At 39.8% G+C, this 20,706-nt stretch carries 11 protein-coding genes; 7 read left to right on the plus strand and 4 right to left on the minus strand.

Features of this window, described 5'->3' with window-relative positions:
* Positions 1-60: 60 nt before the first annotated feature.
* The 4 genes from K322_RS0108510 to K322_RS0108525 all read right to left on the minus strand — a co-directional run bounded on the left by K322_RS0108510 (position 61) and on the right by K322_RS0108525 (position 10,130).
* Positions 61-2,883 carry an FAD-binding and (Fe-S)-binding domain-containing protein gene (locus K322_RS0108510; protein WP_026626504.1) on the minus strand — a complete coding sequence of 941 codons (2,823 nt, stop codon included), beginning with the start codon at positions 2,881-2,883 and terminating at the stop codon, positions 61-63.
* 214 nt (positions 2,884-3,097) lie between these two features.
* A complete protein-coding gene (locus tag K322_RS0108515) occupies positions 3,098-3,913 on the minus strand; it encodes an SDR family oxidoreductase (protein WP_026626505.1) in 816 nt (271 codons plus the stop codon).
* Positions 3,910-5,100 carry a mannonate dehydratase gene (gene uxuA / locus K322_RS0108520; protein ID WP_026626506.1) on the minus strand — a complete coding sequence of 397 codons (1,191 nt, stop codon included), beginning with the start codon at positions 5,098-5,100 and terminating at the stop codon, positions 3,910-3,912. The genes K322_RS0108515 and uxuA overlap by 4 nt, the downstream gene beginning before the upstream one ends.
* 764 nt (positions 5,101-5,864) lie before the next feature.
* Complete coding sequence (locus K322_RS0108525) at positions 5,865-10,130, minus strand: hybrid sensor histidine kinase/response regulator transcription factor (protein WP_026626507.1); 4,266 nt, start codon at positions 10,128-10,130, stop codon at positions 5,865-5,867.
* A 506-nt stretch (positions 10,131-10,636) separates the two neighbouring features.
* Here K322_RS0108525 and K322_RS0108530 point away from each other — a divergent pair.
* The 7 genes from K322_RS0108530 to K322_RS0108565 all read left to right on the plus strand — a co-directional run bounded on the left by K322_RS0108530 (position 10,637) and on the right by K322_RS0108565 (position 20,702).
* Positions 10,637-11,557, plus strand: coding sequence for a glycoside hydrolase family 43 protein (locus K322_RS0108530; protein ID WP_087880855.1), 921 nt, complete (start codon positions 10,637-10,639; stop codon positions 11,555-11,557).
* Positions 11,558-11,780: 223 nt separating this feature from the next.
* The gene (locus K322_RS0108535; protein WP_084158546.1) at positions 11,781-13,751 is read left to right on the plus strand and encodes an alpha-L-arabinofuranosidase C-terminal domain-containing protein; all 1,971 of its coding nucleotides are present in this window, start codon (positions 11,781-11,783) and stop codon (positions 13,749-13,751) included.
* Positions 13,752-13,961: 210 nt separating this feature from the next.
* Complete coding sequence (locus K322_RS0108540; RefSeq protein ID WP_051290713.1) at positions 13,962-15,473, plus strand: arabinan endo-1,5-alpha-L-arabinosidase; 1,512 nt, start codon at positions 13,962-13,964, stop codon at positions 15,471-15,473.
* 265 nt (positions 15,474-15,738) lie between these two features.
* Positions 15,739-16,431: an NUDIX hydrolase gene (locus K322_RS0108545; protein ID WP_026626511.1), complete on the plus strand. Its 693-nt coding sequence runs from the start codon at positions 15,739-15,741 to the stop codon at positions 16,429-16,431.
* 201 nt (positions 16,432-16,632) lie between these two features.
* Positions 16,633-17,316: an L-ribulose-5-phosphate 4-epimerase gene (locus tag K322_RS0108555; protein WP_026626512.1), complete on the plus strand. Its 684-nt coding sequence runs from the start codon at positions 16,633-16,635 to the stop codon at positions 17,314-17,316.
* Positions 17,317-17,367: 51 nt separating this feature from the next.
* A complete protein-coding gene (gene araA / locus K322_RS0108560) occupies positions 17,368-18,870 on the plus strand; it encodes an L-arabinose isomerase (protein ID WP_026626513.1) in 1,503 nt (500 codons plus the stop codon).
* A gap of 158 nt (positions 18,871-19,028) precedes the next feature.
* Positions 19,029-20,702 (plus strand): ribulokinase, encoded by a 1,674-nt coding sequence (locus K322_RS0108565; protein ID WP_026626514.1) that lies wholly within the window; start codon positions 19,029-19,031, stop codon positions 20,700-20,702.
* The last annotated feature ends 4 nt before the right edge of the window (positions 20,703-20,706 follow it).

The following is a 20,706-nucleotide window of genomic DNA, read 5'->3' on the forward strand; positions in this document are numbered from 1 at the left end:
TCTGTTGCTTTTATGCTTGTAAAGTTACCAAAAAGGTCTGCGACCTTAATTGATAAGAGCCTATCGGGTAACTTCATCAATCAGGTAAAATATAGACTTAAAGTTAATGTCGCTGTACTCGCTCATTCCTATTTCGCAAGTACGGCTGGTTGAATATCCTTCAGTACAGTTCACGGGAATCTGTTCGGCCAGATGTCTCTGACCGTGTTTGTTTAATTCGGGGTAAGTAAAACCTCTGTCTCCGGCAAAACCGCAGCAATTACTTTCAACGAAAGCAACCTCTTTCGAGCACATTTTTGCCAGTTTCAGTAAGTTCTGTTCCATACCAATTTTTTTTACGGAACAAACAGGGAATACTGTTACTATATCTCTGGGTGATTTTACATCCAATTTGGGCATAACATATTTAAGCATAAACTCGATAGGATCGTATACTTTCAGATCCTTATTAGTATATGCTTCATGGAATGTATAGAAACAAGGACTCATATCGAATAGGATAGGGTATTTTCCGTTTTCTGAGGCTTTGTATAAGGCGTCTTCGAGTTCCTTCGATTTTCGGGAGCCTTCTTCTTTCAATCCCTTACTGCTGAAAGCCATACCGCAGCACAGATCATTCAGAGCCTCGGGGTAAATAATGGTGAATCCGGCGCGAATCAATAATTCTTCTGTTTTGCGTGTAAGTTCTACTTCGTCTTTTTTGTAACCTTTTGATTTGCCCATTGTCCTATTTATGCACGAAGGGAAATAAACAACCTTGTCGGCTTGTCCTGCATTAGCAATAGAATGTTTGATTTTGTGTGCGCCTTTGGGCATATCTTTATTCCATTTGGGTATAGCATTTCCTGATATCTTACGCATACCTCCGGCTATTCCCCCCATTAAACTATCGCCCAGTACAGTATGCCAGAAGTTAACGAAGTTGAGCCCGATACGTCCCGCTGATGTTACACGATCCATGTGACTTCCGATATAAGCTGCGTTTTTCTTTGCACTGTCGCTTGCTTCGAGATGCCTGTGATCTTTAATGAACTTACCTGTGTCGATTTTTACCGGACATAATAAGCCGCAAAGACCATCTGTGGCGCAGGTTTCATCAGAGAAATATTTTGCGTCTTTCAACATTTGTGTCAAACGGGCAGCATCTTCACCTGTCGATTTTAAACGAACTATTTCTCGGGCAATTACAATCCGTTGGCGTGGAGATAATGTCAGTCCTTCTGCGACACAATTCGGTTCACAGAATCCGCATTCCATGCATTTATCAACCAATTCATTAACCGCAGGCAGCGGTTTCAGGTTTTCGAGGTGTATTTTAGGGTTCTTATTGATAATTACCCCCGGATTAATTAGTTTGTATGGGTCGAAGGTGTCCTTTATACGAATCATTATATTATAGGCGGCTTCACCCCATTCTTGCTCAACAAACGGAGCCATATTTCGTCCGGTTCCGTGTTCTGCTTTCAAAGATCCGTCGTATTTATTAACTACGATATCAGCCAGATCATCCATCAATGTCGCATAGCGTTGTACTTCTTCATCTGTCGTGAAATCCTGTGAAAAAGTAAGGTGGAGGTTACCATCAAGGGCATGGCCGAATAAAACAGCATCTTTATATCCGAGTCTCTTGAATAAGGCTTTTATATCAAGGGCAGCCGGAGCAAGGCTTTCGACAGGAAATGCTACGTCTTCGATAAGGCAGGTTGTACCTGTCCTTCTCAATCCTCCGACTGATGATAGTAGTCCTTTACGAGCTTTCCAGTTGAAATTGTATTCTTTCGGGTCGGATGTGAAAGTATAGGGTTGTATTGTAGGATATGCTTCCACTCCTTTGCGGATAGCAGCTTCCTTGTCAGCCATTTCTTCCTGAGTATTTCCCTGTATTTCTACAAGTAATACACAGGCTGTCTCCGGCATTGTCCGGAAATAATCGGGAGCATCCGGATCGTCTTCGACCGACCTGATAGAGTCACGGTCTAATAGTTCTACTGCCGATACAGGGCTGACCTTTAATGCCGGTACTGCTTCACAGGCTTTCTCAATAGTTTCGAAGATCATTAGGGCACAAGCCTTGAACTTCTCGTCAATCACTGTATGGTAAGTGAGATTTGAGATAAATGCGAGCGTACCTTCAGCACCTACAATGAGGTGTTTGATTATGTCGAATGGATCTTCGTAATCTACTAATGCATTGATGCTATAACCTGTAGTGTTCTTTATCTTAAATTTGCGTTTGATCCTTTCGTACAGAACATCGTCTGCCTTTATATCGTCCCGTAATTTTATGATTTCCTTGATTATCTCAGGATGTTTGTTTGTGAATTCTTGTTTGCTTTGTTCGTCTGCCGTATCCAGAATTGTACCATCATATAGAACAATACGTACATCGGCTATTGTTTTATAAGAATTTTGAGACGTTCCGCAACACATTCCACTTGCATTGTTAGAGGCGATCCCTCCGATCATGGCGGCATTTATAGATGCCGGATCAGGACCGATTTTGCGTCCGTATGGCTGCAAAAATATGTTGGCTCGAGCTCCCGTGATACCCGGTTGAAGTTTTATTTTCAGACCATCGTCCAATATCCAGTAATTTTTCCAATTATGAGTTGCGACTATCAGTACGGAGTCTGTTATCGCTTGTCCTGATAAACTTGTTCCTGCTGCCCGGTATGTAACCGGTATGTTGCGTTTGCCTGTTTCGCGGATTACTTCTACGGCTTCCTTTTCAGAATGGACTTGAACTACCAATTTGGGTATTAGTCGGTAAAAACTGGCATCTGTACCGTATGCTAATAGTTGGAGAGGATTTGTAATGAGACGATTTGGGTCGATAGTTTTAGCCAATTCGTCTCGTAATTGTTGATAGTCTGCTGATAACATGATATATGGTGTTTTAGTTGATCGTTATTGAAAACACTCTGGTGTACGCAAGTTAAAAAACATATTTAAGAAAAAGAAGGAATAAGCAGAGAGATATTCCTTTTAATGTTAAAGAACATCTATTTGTTACTGTGATTACGTTGCGATGAAAAAAAGAGGAGAAAAAAATGACTTTTTCCCCTCCTTAAGGTATCCTTATCTGATAAAATGTAACTTATACACCACTATATACGATAAAGCCTCCATCGACAGCTATGACTGTTCCGGTGATGAAGCTGGCAGCTTTAGAACATAAGAATTGTACTAGTCCGTTTAATTCATCTATGTCTCCGAATCTTTTCATCGGTGTCTGAGCTAGTATCTTCTGGCTTCTTTCTGTTAGAGAACCATCGGGGTTAATTAATACTGCCCTGTTTTGGTCGCCGATGAAGAAGCCGGGAGCAATAGCATTGACCCGTATTCCGTCTCCGTATTTTAGAGCCATTTCGCAGGCAAGCCATTCTGTAAAGTTAGTTATTGCAGCCTTCGCGGCGGAATATCCGGGCACACGGGTTATTGCCGAAAGAGCAGCCATAGACGAAATATTGATAATATTACCTGTCTTCTGTTCAGCCATAACACTGCCGAATATCTGGCATGGGTATACTGTCCCGTTCATGTTCAGGTCGATAACTTTATCCCAGTCTTCCAGCTTCATATCGAAGAATGGCTGATCGGGAGCGAGGGTCGCACCGGGAACATTACCTCCTGCGACATTTACCAATATATCAATTCGTCCGAACTTGTCCAGAATATCTTTCTTACTTTGTTCAAGACTAGTAACATTCATTACATCTGCCTGAATAAAAGTGGCATCTCCTCCCTTAGCCAGAAGCTGAGAGACAAACTTTTCTCCTTTTTCCTTAGAGCGACCTAATACGGCGACTTTAGCACCTTGTTCTGCCAAGTGTTTAGCTATATTTGATCCTAAAACACCATAGCCGCCTGTAACAACAGCTACTTGTCCTTGTATGCTAAATTGTTCGTTCATTCTTTCAGATCTGCATTAATCATTAATTCTTCATCTACGGTCGCTATCACCCCGTCGAGTTGTGCAAGTGCATACATCCGTCCGAGAAATGAATAGCCGGGATTATAGCCTTTATTCTCATCTCCGAGCATAAGTCGTCCGTGGTCTACCCTCATTGGCAGGCTAGGATTAGCTTTTTCGAATATGCGCACCAGATCAATGAGGTGTCCGCGCCCTTTGAGGTGCGGAGCTTCGATAAAGTTTCCGTTCGAAAGGACGTTCGTGCTTCTCATGTGAATAAAATGAGTTCTTGATGCATACTTTTCGGCAAGAGCCGGAACATCATTGTGTATTCCCGCACTGAGTGATCCTGCGCAGAATGTTAAGCCATTACGTGGATGATCCACAGCCTTCAGAAACCACTCTATATCTTCGTCACTTGTAACTATCCGTGGCAATCCCAGTAATTGAAAGGGAGGATCATCCGGATGAACGCATAGGTTTACGTTGTACTTTTCACAAACAGGAATGACCTGTTCTAGGAAATATTTCATGTTTTGACGCAATTGATCTCTGTCGATGCCGTCATATAAAGCGAGTAACTGCTTGAATTTTTCGACCGGATTGAGCTCTCCCTCTTTGATATTACCATTTATAAAACCTTGGGTTTTTACAATGATTGTATCAATCAAAGCTTCTTTTTCGGCTTCAGTTATCATTGCTGCGAGGCTTTCAACCTTTTCCAGTTCTTCTGCTGTATAGGCCTTTTCAGCTCCTTTTCGTTCAAGGATATGACAATCGAAATATGCAAATTTGATCTTATCAAAATACAGCGAAGTGGTTCCATCAGGTGAAGGATAAGATAGATCGGTGCGCACCCAGTCGATGACAGGCATAAAATTATAGCAAACCGTTCTGATACCTGCCTGTCCTAAATTGGCTATGCTGGTTTTGTATTTCTCGATGAGCTCGTCCCTGTCGGCTCCTCCGTATTTGATAGACTCACTTACCGGAAGGCTTTCTACGACAGACCAGTGCAGTCCTGCTTCTTCAATGTACCATTTGAGGTTATTGATCGCTTCCAAAGTCCAGATTTCTCCATTAGGAATGTCGTGTAATGCCGTAACAATGCCTTCAACTCCAATTTGCCTGAGCATAGGGAGGGTTATCTGATCTTTTTTGCCGAACCATCTCCAAGTTTTTTCCATATGCAATTATATTAGATTTATTTTTTATCTGAAAAGCAAAAATAGGAATATAAGTCTATTATTATTCCATTTGATTCTGATTATTTATGTTAAAGATCGAAAACATCCTGCCGGATCTCTAAAAAATACGATTGCCGCGGCTCACGCAACAGACAATCGTATGTAAGTAGAGAATAAATAGAGTGTTATATAAATCAATCAAAAGAACCAATGTTCCGGGATATGTTTTATATCGCCGGAGAAAGTCAATAAATCTGATTGTTTTGAATTGATTCTTCCCATTAGCTGCATATTTTGCAACGTTAAAATTACATATTTAGAAATACTTGAAATGTGTGGAATTCTTTATCTGTTTTATACTATAAAACGCAACTTTTCCATAATAAACTGCTTGTTCAGACAGGTTCTTTTGTTGGTAAATCTATGAGTTGTAGGGTGACAAAACTTAATATGTGAATAACTTATGAGACACACCAACCTTTATAGATTATTTATTGTCTGGAAAATAGATTGAAATGTTTAATTCCTAATATATGCTGTCTTTTTAATCAAAACCAATCCCTTATACATTATCGTTGTTTACGATACAAAAGTACGGATTTATATGAAGATGTAGCAACGTGCTTGAGCCTTCGTCCGATTATTGTTCTTTAATTCTTTATATGGATAATTCTTTTTGTGATATATAATGAGTTGTCTATTAATTGTTTATTCTTTTTAATTCATTGTTTGGTTGATCAGTTTTTTTCTTTGTTTTTTAACTATCATGATTTACTTTTTAACAAAACACTGGGTGATAAACCGAATTGTTTTGTAAAACATCTGGTGAAATATTTAGGGTCATTAAAACCAACTTCGTATGCTATTTCGGCTATGGACAGATTTTTGTTTTCCTGATTTTTAAGCAATATTTCACGAGCCAGATTCAAGCGGTAACTTCTTATAAATTGCCCGGCCGACTGCCCTGCCAGAGTCTGCATCTTTTGGTGCATCAGGCTTTTTGAAACATTCATATCGCGGATAAAATTGCTTACTTCGTAGTCTGGGTTTTTATAGTTCTTTTTTATGATTTCAAGGGCTTTGCTGAGGAATATATCGTCTTTTGATTGCTTTTCGATATTAAGGTCATCTATGTTCATATACAACCCAAAACGGCGTTGATATAATTTTCGGGTTTCCAGAATATTATGGATGCGGGTAAGCAATACATCTTCGTCGAATGGCTTATTGAGATATTCATCGACTCCGATCCTGTAACTTGCGAGACGGGTTTCTTTTGACGTTTTTGCCGTCAGCATCAGGAATGGGATATGTGAAGTGTTAATATCTTCTTTTACTTTCTGCGAAAGTTCCAACCCGTCCATGACAGGCATCATGAGGTCGCTGACAATAAAATCAACGCGTTCTTGTTTCATTAATGATACTGCTTCTTCTCCGTTGCCGGCCTCTACTATCCGGTAATAGTCGGATAATATAGATGATATATAGCTTCTCATATCTATGTTGTCTTCGGCAACCAGTATGGTAAGTCTGTCAGATCCCTGTTGATCCGAATCAACAGTCTCTATACCTGAATGAGTTTCCGTATCTGCGGTTGTCTCCCGTATGATTGTTTCACTATTTGCCTCTTCTGTTTCGAGGGGTAAAAGTATACGGAACGAAGATCCCTTGTTCGGATTATTCTTTGCATAAATAACACCGTCCTGCAATTCTATGATGTTCTTACATAAGTACAGCCCGATGCCCGTTCCGCTCTGTCCCGATACCGTGTAAGACGGTTGATTTTTAGATTGATAAAAACGGTCGAATATTCGGGTTATATCTTTGTCTTCTATTCCCTGCCCATCATCCGAGACCGAGATATACAGCTTTTGTTCTTGCTTCTGGTTGGATATTTTGGTTACATAAATACGGATTATTCCATTTTCGGGAGTGAATTTCAGAGCATTCGACAATAAGTTGGATATTACCTTGAGCATTGCTTCTTCATCGAACATAATACAGGGATTATCAAGTCTGAAATGTTTCAATATCCTGATATTGCGTTCGTAGGCAAAAGCATCAAAAGGAATAATGAGTTCATCCAAAAAAGTAACAAAATTGCCGTTAGTTTGCATTATTCCCATTTGTTCCGATTCTACTTTCCTGAAATCCATTAATTGATTTACCAGAGAGAGTAAATGTCTCGAATTACGTGATACATATTGCAATTGTTCTATAACCCTTGGGTTGGTACTAAGTTTCAGAGCCTTGTCTATAGGCCCCATGATAAGAGTGATAGGGGTACGGAACTCATGTGTGATATTTGTGAAAAAGTTAACCTTATCATTCATGGCCTCCTGTATTTTATCAGACATCTTGATCAATTGTTTCCTTTGATTTAAGATCTTCCCATTCTGTTCGATAAGTATTTCATTCTGGCGTTTCAGTTCCTCTGCCTGATCTACAAGTAAATGTTTTTGATTTTCTAATGCTTTTGTCCGTTCTATCACTTTATGGTGCAGTTCGTCTTTTTGTTTTTTCAGCATGGATATTCTCCATCGGTACAGTCGGAATATTATAAAAGCTAAAGCTAATATCGATAACGATATAAACCAGAATGTTTTATAAAAATAGGGTCGTATTTGTATCGTGAGTTCTGTTATATTTCCGTTATCCGGTTTATTGTCCGGCGATATACTCCGTACCTGTAAACTGTATGTTCCGGGTTGAAGGTTGGTGAAACTGGCAAAACGGCGGTTGCTCGGGACATCCACCCATTTATTGTCGAATCCCACTAAGCGGTACGAATAAGCTACTGTCTGCGGATTGTCATAATCCAGAGCAGAAAACTCCACCGAAAAAGATTTATCATTTTCGTGCAAGCTGATCCGGTCTGTGTAAGAAATGTCTTCATGCAGATATTTACCTGTTTCTGTCCAGACTGTTTTGTTTAAAACCTGAAGTTTAGTAAATACCACTCGTGGAGGTTTGCTGTATGCTGGTTGCTGTCTATTCTGAATCTCGGTCAATCCATTCATACTGCCGAAATATATGGCATGGGTTGACGGAGACTTATAGCTGGCGTTCCAATAGAATTGGAGTTCATTCAGCCCGTCGTTTTTTGTATAATTGACTATACGGTTGTTTTGAGGGTTATAAGAAGATATCCCGTAGCCTGTACTCATCCACATAGTTCCATGCTGATCTTCGAGTATGCCCAAGACCATATTATTTGCTAACCCCTGATTGGTGGTATATAAGCGGTGTTTCCATCTGCCGTCTGTTTTTTCCAATATGCAGAAACCATATCCTTTGCTGCCCAGCCATATTTTTCCGTCTTTATTTTGGTATATGCTTGTGACGTTTTTCAAGAACAGGTCATCCATCATTTTGTCCTGTAGATTGAGGTAGCTTGCGGCGCACCTTACTGTTTGTTTATTCAGCGTGTTGAGGTTTATCATTATCAAGCCGTTTTCTGTACCCGTCCACAGTATATTATTGCTGTCGATAAAGGCTCCCGGCAGGTTCTTCCGGTTTCGTATTTCCTTAGGCAGGGGAGATAGTATCCGTTCTGAACCCAGATCATAGAAACAGATACCTTGCATTGCCCCGATCCATACACCGTTGTTTTTCTTATCGTAATTTAAACTCGAAATATAGGTGAGCTCCATGTTGTTCAATTTCGGTATAATTTGCCTGAAATGAGGTCGTTCTATTGAGGACAGATTGAGTATGTTAAGCCCCTTTCCCCATGTCCCGATCCACAGGTTATTATTTCCGTCTTCTTCCAGAGCACTCACTGTATTGTGGCTGAGAAGCCCTTCTTCGTATGTGTAGTGTCTGAATTCCGATTCGCCTTTTCGTTTCAGATTTAACCCTCCTTCTACCGAACCTACCCACAGATTACCCATATTATCTTCTGTAATTGCATTAACAGGATTAGACGAAATAGAGCTGCGGTCTTTGTCACTATGAATATAATTATGAATGATGAGCCGAGGTAAAGTCATTTTATTGATTCCTCCTGCTTCCGTCCCTATCCATAAAACGTTTCCATCGGATAGCAGGCAATTGATAAAGTCACTGTTTATTGTTTGGGTATTTGTTGTGTGCGAGATCCGCTCGAATCTATCTGTTGACGGATCGTAAAAGTTTAAGCCTCTCAGGGTGCTGATTACAAAAGATCCGTCCTGAGTGACGGCAAAGTCGGTTATCATGTTCTGAGTAAGTGTTTCGGGGTCATATTCCGAATGAAAATACCATTTGGATTCCTGCGTTGCCGCATTGTATTTAAACAGTCCCCTGTCTGTGCCTATCCAGATATGATTTTTGACTTTGATAATGGATGATATTGTACATTCTTTTCCAAAATCGGGAAGTCCCGGAGCCGGATGTAAAAACAAAATACCGTCTTCCGATACAGTGGCATTATAAACGACACCTTGTCTTGCAACCCATACTTCATTGTCGATTTCTACGAGTCCTGTAAAAGTTGTATTGTCTCCCTTGTTTAATCTTTTGTTTAGGGTCAGTACGTCTTTTACTGTACCGGATGTATCGAAACTGATTCTGTAAATCTTATTATCGCCTGTAATCCATACGTTTCCTTTGTTGTCTTTATGAACGGAATGGAGGTCATTTCCCCCGATACGTGATATTTTCTGGTTCTCGGTTATGGCATTGCTCTTTTGCATTGCCTTCAGGTCGATAATATCTAAGCCTAAATCGGATATGATCCATAATCTGTTGAAATTATCTTCACAGGTCTTTCTTACGAAATTACTTTTGAGGGCGACGGGTGAACTGTTTACATCGAGTTTAATAAACTCATATCCGTCATATCTTGATAATCCACCGCCTTGTGTCGAAACCCATAGGAATCCTTTACTGTCTTTATACAGATCATCGATGAAATTGATAGGCAAACCTTCGTCGATCGAAATAGTACTGAATACATATTTTGACAGTGTATTATTAAGTGCATAATGTTTTAGCGGATAAATTATCCAGGAAAGAAAGACGATGAAAAAGACAAAAATACCTTTCATGGCGATTACAGTTAAACAGGCTCTTGGTGACGTTTTTTATTTTATGAATCTACTCTGTTATACAGGTGATTAAAGATGAAAAGGTAACAAAAGTTACGTATGAAATGTATTTTTTTTATGCCATCTTTTTTTTGCTTGGACATCTGATTTGCCCCTGCAATTTGATTTAATGACTGACCTTGTATTCAAATTTAAAAGATCTCATCTTATAGATAAAAATTGATATTATATGACAGCAAATATTCGGTGATATATTTCGGGATCAATAACACAGATCTAAGACCTTTAGTAAAGATATATATTCTTCTCAAAAAAGAAAAACGATAATCTGGCGAGGATACTCAATTTGGCTATATGTTCACCCAAAATGGAAATTTGTCCACCTTTATTTCTTTTGTAGGATCTATTTTTGTCGTTGCTAACTTGCTTAGATACCATAAACTCCGATTATGATAAAATTGATACTCTCTTTTCTTCTTTTAAGTGCGTGTTCTTTTCTCTATAGTATGAGAGGAGCCGTTCAGGATACTACATTTGTTGTAGACGGTAATCCGATCATTAAACATAAATATACCGCCGATCCGGCAGCTTTAGTATATAACGATAAAGTGTATCTGTATGCCGGACACGATGAGTGCCCTGTCCCTGAATACAGGTATGAGATAAATGAATGGCTTGTATTTTCGTCTGATGATATGATTACATGGACAGAACATGCTGTTCCTCTAACACCGAAGGCATTTAGCTGGGCAAAAGGTGAAGCATGGGCTTCTCAAGTAATTGAGCGTAATGGTAAATTTTATTGGTACGTAACAGTCGAACATGGTTCTGTACATGGTAAGTCGATAGGTGTTGCTGTAGCAGATAACCCGTTAGGGCCGTTTGTTGATGCGAGAGGCTCTGCACTTATTGTAAATGACATGACTACCCAATATACTAAAATCTCGTGGGACGATATAGACCCTACGGTGTGGATAGATGATGACGGACAGGCATACCTTATATGGGGAAATACCCAATGTTATTACGCAAAACTGAAAGATAATATGATAGAGCTCGACGGGCCAGTTATGCCTATTCATTTGGATCATTTTACCGAAGCCCCGTGGATACATAAGCGTAATGACTGGTATTATTTATCATACGCCCAGTTCTTCCCCGAAAAGATAGGGTATTCTATGAGCCGCAGTATAAACGGACCTTGGGAATATAAAGGAATTCTGAATGAAATAGCAGGTAATTCTAATACCAATCATCAGTCTATTATCGAATTTAAAGGCGAATGGTATTTTATTTACCACAATGGAGCAGTTGAGCCTCATGGAGGAAGTTTCCGTCGTTCGGTATGTATTGATCGGCTTTATTATAGCAATGACGGAACCTTGAAGAGAGTACAAATGACATCGGAAGGATTAACCGTAAAGTAATCAATTTATACTGATCTTATTTTAGATACTCAAATACTGACTTGTTGATTATGGATTTTTTCTGTTGATGGTAGAGTTATTTAAAAATAAATGTAAAAAACACACTGAATATATTGGCGTGAAAGTTTTAATGCTTATTTTAGAGTCCTTGAAGCATCATGTTGCTAGTTCCTTAAATAGAAAAATCCATTAATATATATTAAAACCAATTATTTAATCAATCATGAAAAATCTCTGTAAAGCATTAAGCATTGCTTGTCTTCTCGGGATAACGCAGGCCGGATACTCTCAACAGTCGCCGTCTTACGATCTGACACTCGATACGAAAAAAGCAGGCACAGCGATTCAATCAACTATGTACGGTTTGTTCTTCGAAGACATAAACTTTGCTGCCGATGGCGGTTTGTATGCTGAGTTAGTGAAGAACCGTTCTTTTGATTTTCCTCAAAGCCTGATGGGATGGTATGCCTTTGGTAAGGTTGAAGTAAAAAATGACAATCCACTATTCGATAAAAATCCGAATTATGTAGTTTTATCCGATCCCGGACATCCTCATAAGCGTACCGGAATAGAGAATGAAGGATTCAGAGGTATGGGATTCAAAAAAAATGAGTCATATCGTTTTACTGTCTGGGCAAAATCTCTTAATACAGTAGAAAATCAAGGCATAAGAATCGATTTACTGGATTCAAAGAATGACATTCTTAATACTCAGAAATTAGTGATAAACTCTTCCGAATGGAAGAAATACGAGATAGTACTTACTCCCAAAGAAACAGACGCAAAAGGACGCCTGCGTATTTTCCTTGATTCTAAAGGATCTGTTGCTTTGGAACATGTTTCGTTGTTTCCGATAGATACATACAAAGGTCGTGAAAACGGACTGAGAAAAGATTTGGCGGAAGCCTTAGCTGATATTCATCCCGGAATTTTTCGTTTCCCCGGAGGATGTATTGTCGAAGGTACAGATCTGGATACCCGTTACAATTGGAAAAATACAGTTGGTGCAGTTGAAAACAGACCAGTGAACGAGAACCGTTGGCATTATACATTCCCTCACCGTTTTTATCCTGATTATTATCAGAGTTACGGACTTGGATTCTATGAATACTTTCTACTTTCTGAAGATATCGGAGCTGAACCCTTGCCTGTTGTTAGCTGCGGATTGTCTTGTCAGTATCAGAATGATAAGGAAGAGTGCCATGTGCCATTGAGCGAATTGGATTCTTATGTACAGGATGCTCTTGATTTGATTGAATTTGCAAACGGTCCTGTTACATCCAAATGGGGTAAGGTGCGTGCTGATATGGGGCATCCTGCTCCGTTCAATATGAAATATATAGGTGTAGGTAACGAGCAATGGGGCGATGAATATGTACAACGTCTTGCTCCTTTTGTGAAGGCAATACGAGCTAAGTATCCGGAAATTAAAATAGTAGGAAGTTCAGGACCTTCGGCTGATGGAAAAGACTTTGATTACCTGTGGCCTGAAATGAAAAAACTAAAAGTGGATTTGGTTGACGAGCATTACTATAAAGATCCTGAGTGGTTCTTGAAAAGTGCCAGTCGTTATGATAATTATGATCGTAAAGGACCTGCTGTATTTGCCGGAGAGTATGCTTGCCATGTTCCAAGCCGGGCTAATAATTTCCAGTCGGCACTGTACGAAGCTGCATTTATGACCGGACTTGAGCGTAATGCTGATATTGTGCACATGTGTACTTATGCTCCATTGTTGGCTCATGTGGATGCATGGCAATGGAGACCCGATATGATCTGGTTTGATAACCTGACTTCGATGAAGACTCCTAACTATTATATTCAGCAGATGTATGCTCAGAATAAAGGAACGAATACCGCTGCCCTGACTAGAAATAATCTTCCGGTATCGGGACAGGATGGTATTTATGCTTCTGCGGTATATGATAAAGACGAAAATTGCTATATCATAAAAGTCGCTAATACGAGCCCAGACTCAAAAGATATCAATGTTACGCTGACCGGATTGAAGAAGAATGCAGTTATTTCGTTAGGTGATTGTGTTGAATTAAAATCTTCAAGCCTTGACGATGTAAATACTTTGGCACAGCCTGCTAATATTACACCGCAAAAAACATCAGCACGTATTGAAGGAAATACCCTGAAAGTATTTGCCAAAGGCTTATCTTTTGCTTTCTATAAAGTAAAACTATAACTACAAGATAATAAGAATTCATATTGATGATTCTTAATCTCTTATAGAAAAGACAATCAGGATAATTAGTTAGTTTATTATCCTGATTGTTCTTCTTTCTGATCACCTCTTATCCGTTCAATTATTTTAGTTCGATCATAAATTACAGATGAGCTTCAAAGCGTATCTTTGACCCTCTTCATCCTCAATCACTTTTAATCTAAACTGCAAATGTTAAACATTTCTTTTAAAACAATTCAGAAGCTGGCATTGCTTGTCTCTACATCTCTGCTGCTGTCGTGCTCTAACAAGGAGCCTGTTTTCCGGATACAGAAAAGTCTCAATCCGTGGGAGGATAATTACAAAGATGTTTCATCCATGCGGGATTATAAAAAGTGGGGAACATACAATGTACATGATCCTTCGGTGAAGAAAATAGGGGATACCTATTATTCCTATTCGACCGATGCCATATACGGAGAGGATAGTGCCGCTATGAAGAATGATAACCTGCCATTTGGCTATATTCAGATTCGCAAGTCTAAAGATTTAGTAAACTGGGAGTTTACCGGATGGGCATTTCCTGAAATTCCGGAAGAAGCGGTTAAATGGGTGAGATTGAATAGTGGAGGAAATGGTGCAACCAATATTTGGGCCCCTTACATTGTTTCATATAACAATAAGTACAGATTATATTATAGTGTTTCGGCTTTTGGCCGTCAGACATCTTATATAGGGCTCGCAGAATCCGGATCTCCCGAAGGGCCTTGGAAACAAGTCGGATGTGTGGTGAAAACAAAAGATGGAGATGTGATGAATGCCATTGATCCGAGCATTGCGGAAGATAATGTTACCGGAAAACAATGGATGGTTTACGGCTCCTATTTTGGAGGTCTGCATTGTGTTGAACTCGAGCCTTCGACAGGATTAACCAAAACAGAATCGGATCAGGGACATCTTATAGCACGACGTTTTGATGGCAAGCGAAACAATATAGAAGCCCCCGAAATTATTTATAATCCGCAGTTTAAGAAATGGTACCTGTTTGTATCTTATGATCCTTTGGTGACAACATATAATGTACGGGCAGGGCGGTCTGATTCTCCCGAAGGTCCATTTGTCGATTTTTTTGGCAAGGATATGAGCGCCGAAGAAGACAATATGCCTATACTTACTTATGCCTATCGGTTTAATAATCATGCGGGATGGGCAGGAGTAGCGCATTGTGCAGTCTTTGATAATCACGAAGGAAAATTTTTCATGGCACATCAGGGGCGTCTCTCTCCCGAAAACTTTATGATGGATTTGCATATCAGGGAGGTATTCTGGACAGAGGATGGTTGGCCGGTTGTTTCACCGCAGAGGTATGCCGGAGATTTTCAGCGTGCTGTGTCAGAGAGAGACCTGCTCGGAAAATGGGAAATACTCTGTATCAGAGATGTCGGGAATTCGGATCTTGACCTGAGAGATGGTCAGGTAAAGCCTGATGACCTGCGCTTGACCGACAATAGAAGGAACACTCCGAAAGAACTAATAATATCTGCGGATAAATCGGTCGGAGGTGAGTTTTCCGGGTCATGGAAATACCGCTCAGTCGGTATTCTAGACCTTGTAATAGAGGGAGAAGAAATATCCGGATTGAGACTCTTTATCGGACACGATTGGGAGAACCACACAAATACGGTCTTGTTCACAGGCATTGATAGGAAAGGACAGTCTGTATGGGGTAAAAAAATACAATAAGTCCCGATCCCTTATTTGTAAAGGGTTTGCGAGGTGTCGGAAGATCAGATAGATAAGTGCTGTTTTGTAGAATTGTAGTGAAATGAACACTAATTAATTAATAATGTTTACTTTTGTGAAAATAATTAGTAGCAGAAGTATCTCATTGCTGATGTTTTAATTAGTATTTTACGCTTAAGTACATAGCATGCACTTGTTGCTTTAAGAGCTTAGGTAAAAAGAAGAAATAGGTTTTACACTTTAACGGGCTATTCGGATAATACACATGACACCATTATTTTATAAAGATCAAGAAAGATTCTATGTATCTGTAGACTGTCTTATATTAGGCTTCAAAAATGATAAACTATACCTGCTGATAACAAAGCGTAAGTTCGAACCGCTAAAGGGACAGGATTCTCTGATGGGAGGTTTTATCAGACCCGATGAGAGTCTTTCGGAAACGGTTACAAGGGTTGTGTATGAATACACCGGTATTCAGGATGTATTTATGGAACAGGTCGGCGCATATGGAGAAGTAGGACGTGATATCGGAGAACGTGTTATCTCACTTGCTTATTATGCACTGATTGATATACAATCGTTTGATGAGCAGCTTTGTAAAGTCCATAATGCACGCTGGCAGGAGCTTGAAACTGTAGGAGAGCTTATATTTGACCATAAGCAGATCCTTCAGGATACAATAGAGCAGTTGAGAAAGAAAGCTGCCGCCGAACCTATCGGCTTTAATTTGCTGCCCGAAAAGTTTACTTTGCCTCAATTGCAGACTTTGTATGAAGCTATTTATCAGACTACATTGGATAAGAGAAATTTCAGGAAAAAGATCCTTGAAATGGAAATACTCGAAAAGCAGGATGATAAAGATAAGTCATCATCAAAGAGAGGTGCTTTCTACTATAAGTTTAATAAAGAAAAATATGATCAGTTACTGAAAAAAGGATATTATTTCTCTTTGTAGCGCTCGGTTCTGATTTGGATCAGGAACAGAAACCCGAAAAGATATTCACCCCGGATAGATATTATTGATAATATGCTGTCCGGGGATGTTTTTTTCTGAAATATGTTATAAAACATGCGAGGTGTAAGTGTTTTATTAAACACTAATCGCTAACATTGCAAGTGTAACAGAAACACTTATTGAAATTTTAATTCAAATAGCATGTTAGAAGCATTAAAAGAAGAAGTTTTCAGAGCTAATCTCGATCTGGTACAGCATGGTTTGGTTATTTTCACTTGGGGAAATGTCAGTGCCATAGACCGTGCATCGGGTTTGGTTGTAATAAAACCTTCCGGCGTATCGTACGATACCATGAAAGCCGAAGATATGGTAGTTGTGGACTTGGACGGAAATGTCGTTGAAGGTAAACTTAAACCATCATCGGACACCGCTACACACGTCGTTCTATATAAAGCATTCCCTAATGTGGGAGGCATTGTTCATACGCATTCTACTTATGCAACATCATGGGCTCAATCCGGATGTGATATTCCGAATATAGGAACTACACATGCCGACTATTTTAAAGATGCTATTCCATGTACCCGTCAGATGACACCGGAAGAAGTTCAGGGAAAATATGAACTGGAAACAGGAAATGTAATCGTCGAACGCTTTAAAGATCTGAATGCCGATTTTACTCCGGGAGTTTTAGTCAATAATCACGGACCTTTTTCGTGGGGAAAGGATGCTCATAACGCGGTACATAATGCCGTAGTATTGGAGCAGGTGGCAAAGATGGCTTTTATTTCATTTAATGTCAATCCTCAATTGAAGATGAATGAAGAACTGATTAAAAAGCATTTCTTCCGCAAACACGGTCCGGATGCTTATTATGGTCAGTAAACACAAAATCGAAGAATATCAATAATATATAAACATAAAAAATATAATACCATGGATTTTAAAGATTTAGAAATTTGGTTTGTAACCGGAGCACAACTTCTTTACGGAGGAGACGCAGTTGTTGCAGTAGATGCACACTCAACCGAAATGGTTAAGGGACTTAACGATTCAGGTAATCTACCTATCAAAGTTGTATATAAAGGAACAGCAAACTCTTCGTCTGAAATATCTGCAATTATGCGTGCAGCCAACGGCGATGTAAAGTGTGCAGGTATCATTACCTGGATGCATACATTCTCTCCTGCAAAAATGTGGATTCACGGATTGAAAGATTTCAAAAAACCATTATTGCACTTACATACACAATATAATAAAGAAATTCCTTGGAATGAAATCGATATGGATTTCATGAACCTGAACCAATCGGCTCATGGCGACCGCGAATTCGGACACATTACCAGCCGTTTGCGTAAACCTCGCAAGGTAGTTGTAGGGTATTGGAATGATAAAGATACTCAAGGCAAAATTGCATCTTGGATGCGTGTTTGCGCAGGATGGGCTGATTCACAGGATATGCTTATCATCCGTTTCGGTGATAATATGAATAATGTTGCTGTAACAGATGGAGATAAGGTAGAAGCTGAAATTCGTTTGGGATACCATGTGGATAATGCACCTATCGCTAGATTAGTACCTTACGTAAATGCAGTGACAGAAGCAGAAATAGATGCTCTGGTTGCGGAATACGAAAAAGTATATGATTTTGCGGCAGACTGTAAAAAAGGAACTGAAAAATATCAGGTAGTACGTGATGCTGCAGCTCAGGAAATAGGTCTTCGCCGTTTCTTGCAGGATAAAGGAGCTAAAGGCTTTACTACAAGCTTCAACGAATTGGAAGGTATGAAACAGTTGATGGGATTTGCTTCTCAACGTTTGATGGCCGAAGGTTATGGGTTCGGAGCTGAAGGAGACTGGAAATCGGCAGCCCTTGTTCGTACTATGTGGGTAATGGGTCAAGGTTTACCCGGTGGACAATCATTCCTTGAAGATTATACATTGAACTTCGATGGCGAAAACAGCACTATTCTTCAATCGCATATGTTGGAAATCAACCCGGATATTACAGGAGTGAAACCTCGTATCGAAGTACATTTCTTAGGAATTGGTGATGCAGGTGTTTGTGCTCGTTTGGTATTCCAAGCTCATAAAGGTACAGGAGTAGCAGCTACAATTGTAGATATGGGTAATCGTTTCCGTATGATTGTAAACGAAGTAGAAGTAGAAGAACCAAAACCACTACCAAAACTTCCTGTAGCATGTGCATTGTGGAAACCTATGCCTAACTTCGAAGTAGGTGCAGGAGCATGGATTCTTGCAGGTGGTACTCACCACTCAAGCTTCTCTTTCTCAGTAACTACAGAAATGTTAGAAGACTATGCCGAAATTGCAGACATCGAGCTGTTGATAATCGATAAAGACACAACTATTCGTGAGTTCCGTAAAGATTTACGTAACAACGAAATATACTACATGCTTAATAAAGCATTACAATAATTCAACAATGGTCGCAGATGGCATTGGGGGGAGATATATGATCCCTCTGGTGCTTCTGTTTTTAAATCACAGATCTTTCCTGTGATACTTTCTATCTTGGTATAAAACCTTGATATTTTCTATAACTTGCTTATTTCAACATTACATATATAAGACAAATGAAATATACGATAGGCCTTGACTATGGATCAGATTCTTGCCGTGCGGTTATTGTTAACGCCGAAACAGGTGAGGAAATAGCTTCATCCGTAAAATACTACAAAAGATGGGTTGCCGGTAAATACTGCGATCCTCAAAATAACCAATACAGACAGCACCCTCTCGACTATGTAGAAGGATTGATCGATTCTGTAAAGGAAGCTTTAAGCAAATCCCCTGCAGGAACTGCCGAAAATGTAATCGGAATGTCTTTCGATACAACAGGTTCTACTCCTGCATTGATCGATAAGGACGGACAAATATTGGCGTTGCGTCCTGAATTTGCAGAAAACCCAAATGCAATGTTTATCTTATGGAAAGACCATACATCGGTAAAAGAAGCAGCCAGAATAAATGAAATAGCCAAAAGATGGCCGATAGATTATACTGCATACGAAGGCGGAATCTATTCAAGTGAGTGGGTGTGGGCAAAAGTTGCACATGTGCTTAAAGAAGATGAGTCTATCCGTGATGCCGCTTATTCGTGGGTTGAGCATTGCGACTGGATGCCTGCTCTTATCACAGGAACAACAAAACCTGCAGATATCGTTCGCAGCCGTTGTTCGGCAGGTCACAAAGCGATGTGGCTTAAAGAGTGGGATGGGCTTCCTACCGAAGACTTCCTTGTGGAGATCGAACCCTTGTTGAAAGGTTTCAGAGATCGGTTATTTAAAGATACTTACACCAGCGATGTGAAAGTTGGAAACCTGACACCCGAATGGGCTGAAAAGCTGGGTTTAACAACCAATGTGGCTGTAGGAGTAGGAGCTTTCGACTGCCATATGGGTGCAGTAGGTGCAGAGATAGGACCTAAAACATTCGTTCGTGTTATCGGTACATCTACTTGCGATATCATGGTTGTGCCCTACGAAGCAATGCATGGCAAACTTATCCCCGGAATCTGTGGACAGGTAGACGGCTCTGTTATTCCCGGAATGATCGGGCTTGAGGCAGGTCAATCTGGCTTTGGAGATATTTATGCTTGGTTTAAGTCTGTTTTGGCTTGGCCAATCGAGAAATTAATAAAAGATTCTACTCTGATCAGTCAGGATGTTAAAGATAAGCTGATCGAAGAAACTTTGGATAAAATGATACCTGCTTTATCGAAAGAAGCAGAGGCTATTCCTGTTTCGGCAAGTTCGGTTCTTGCTGTGGATTGGATGAACGGACGCCGTACTCCTGATGCAAATCAGTTGGTTAAGGGTACTATTACCGGATTGAATCTGGCTAGTTCTGCTCCTAAAATATTCAGAGCTTTAGTAGAAGCTACAGCTTTTGGTTCGAAAGCTATTATAGACCGTTTCCTTGAGAACGGTATCGAAATAGAAAGTGTTATCGGTATCGGAGGTATTTCTCTGAAATCTCCTTTTGTGATGCAGACCTTGGCTGATGTGTTAGGTATGCCTATAAAAGTGGCTAAAGCTGAACAAGCTTGTGCATTCGGTGCAGCCATGTTCGCTTCAGTAGCAGCTGGTCTTCATCCAAATGTTGAAGCTGCACAAAAAGCAATGGGACAAGGTTTCGCTTTCGAATATCAGCCAAATGCCGAAAATCACAAAATATACATGGAGGTATATGATAAATACCTGAAATTAGGCAAATTTACCGAAAAAGAATTATTCAATCTAAATTAATATA

The organism is Indolivaga capnocytophagoides DSM 22835 (assembly GCF_000426485.1).
Classification (GTDB): Bacteria; Bacteroidota; Bacteroidia; order Bacteroidales; family Dysgonomonadaceae; genus Dysgonomonas_A; species Dysgonomonas_A capnocytophagoides.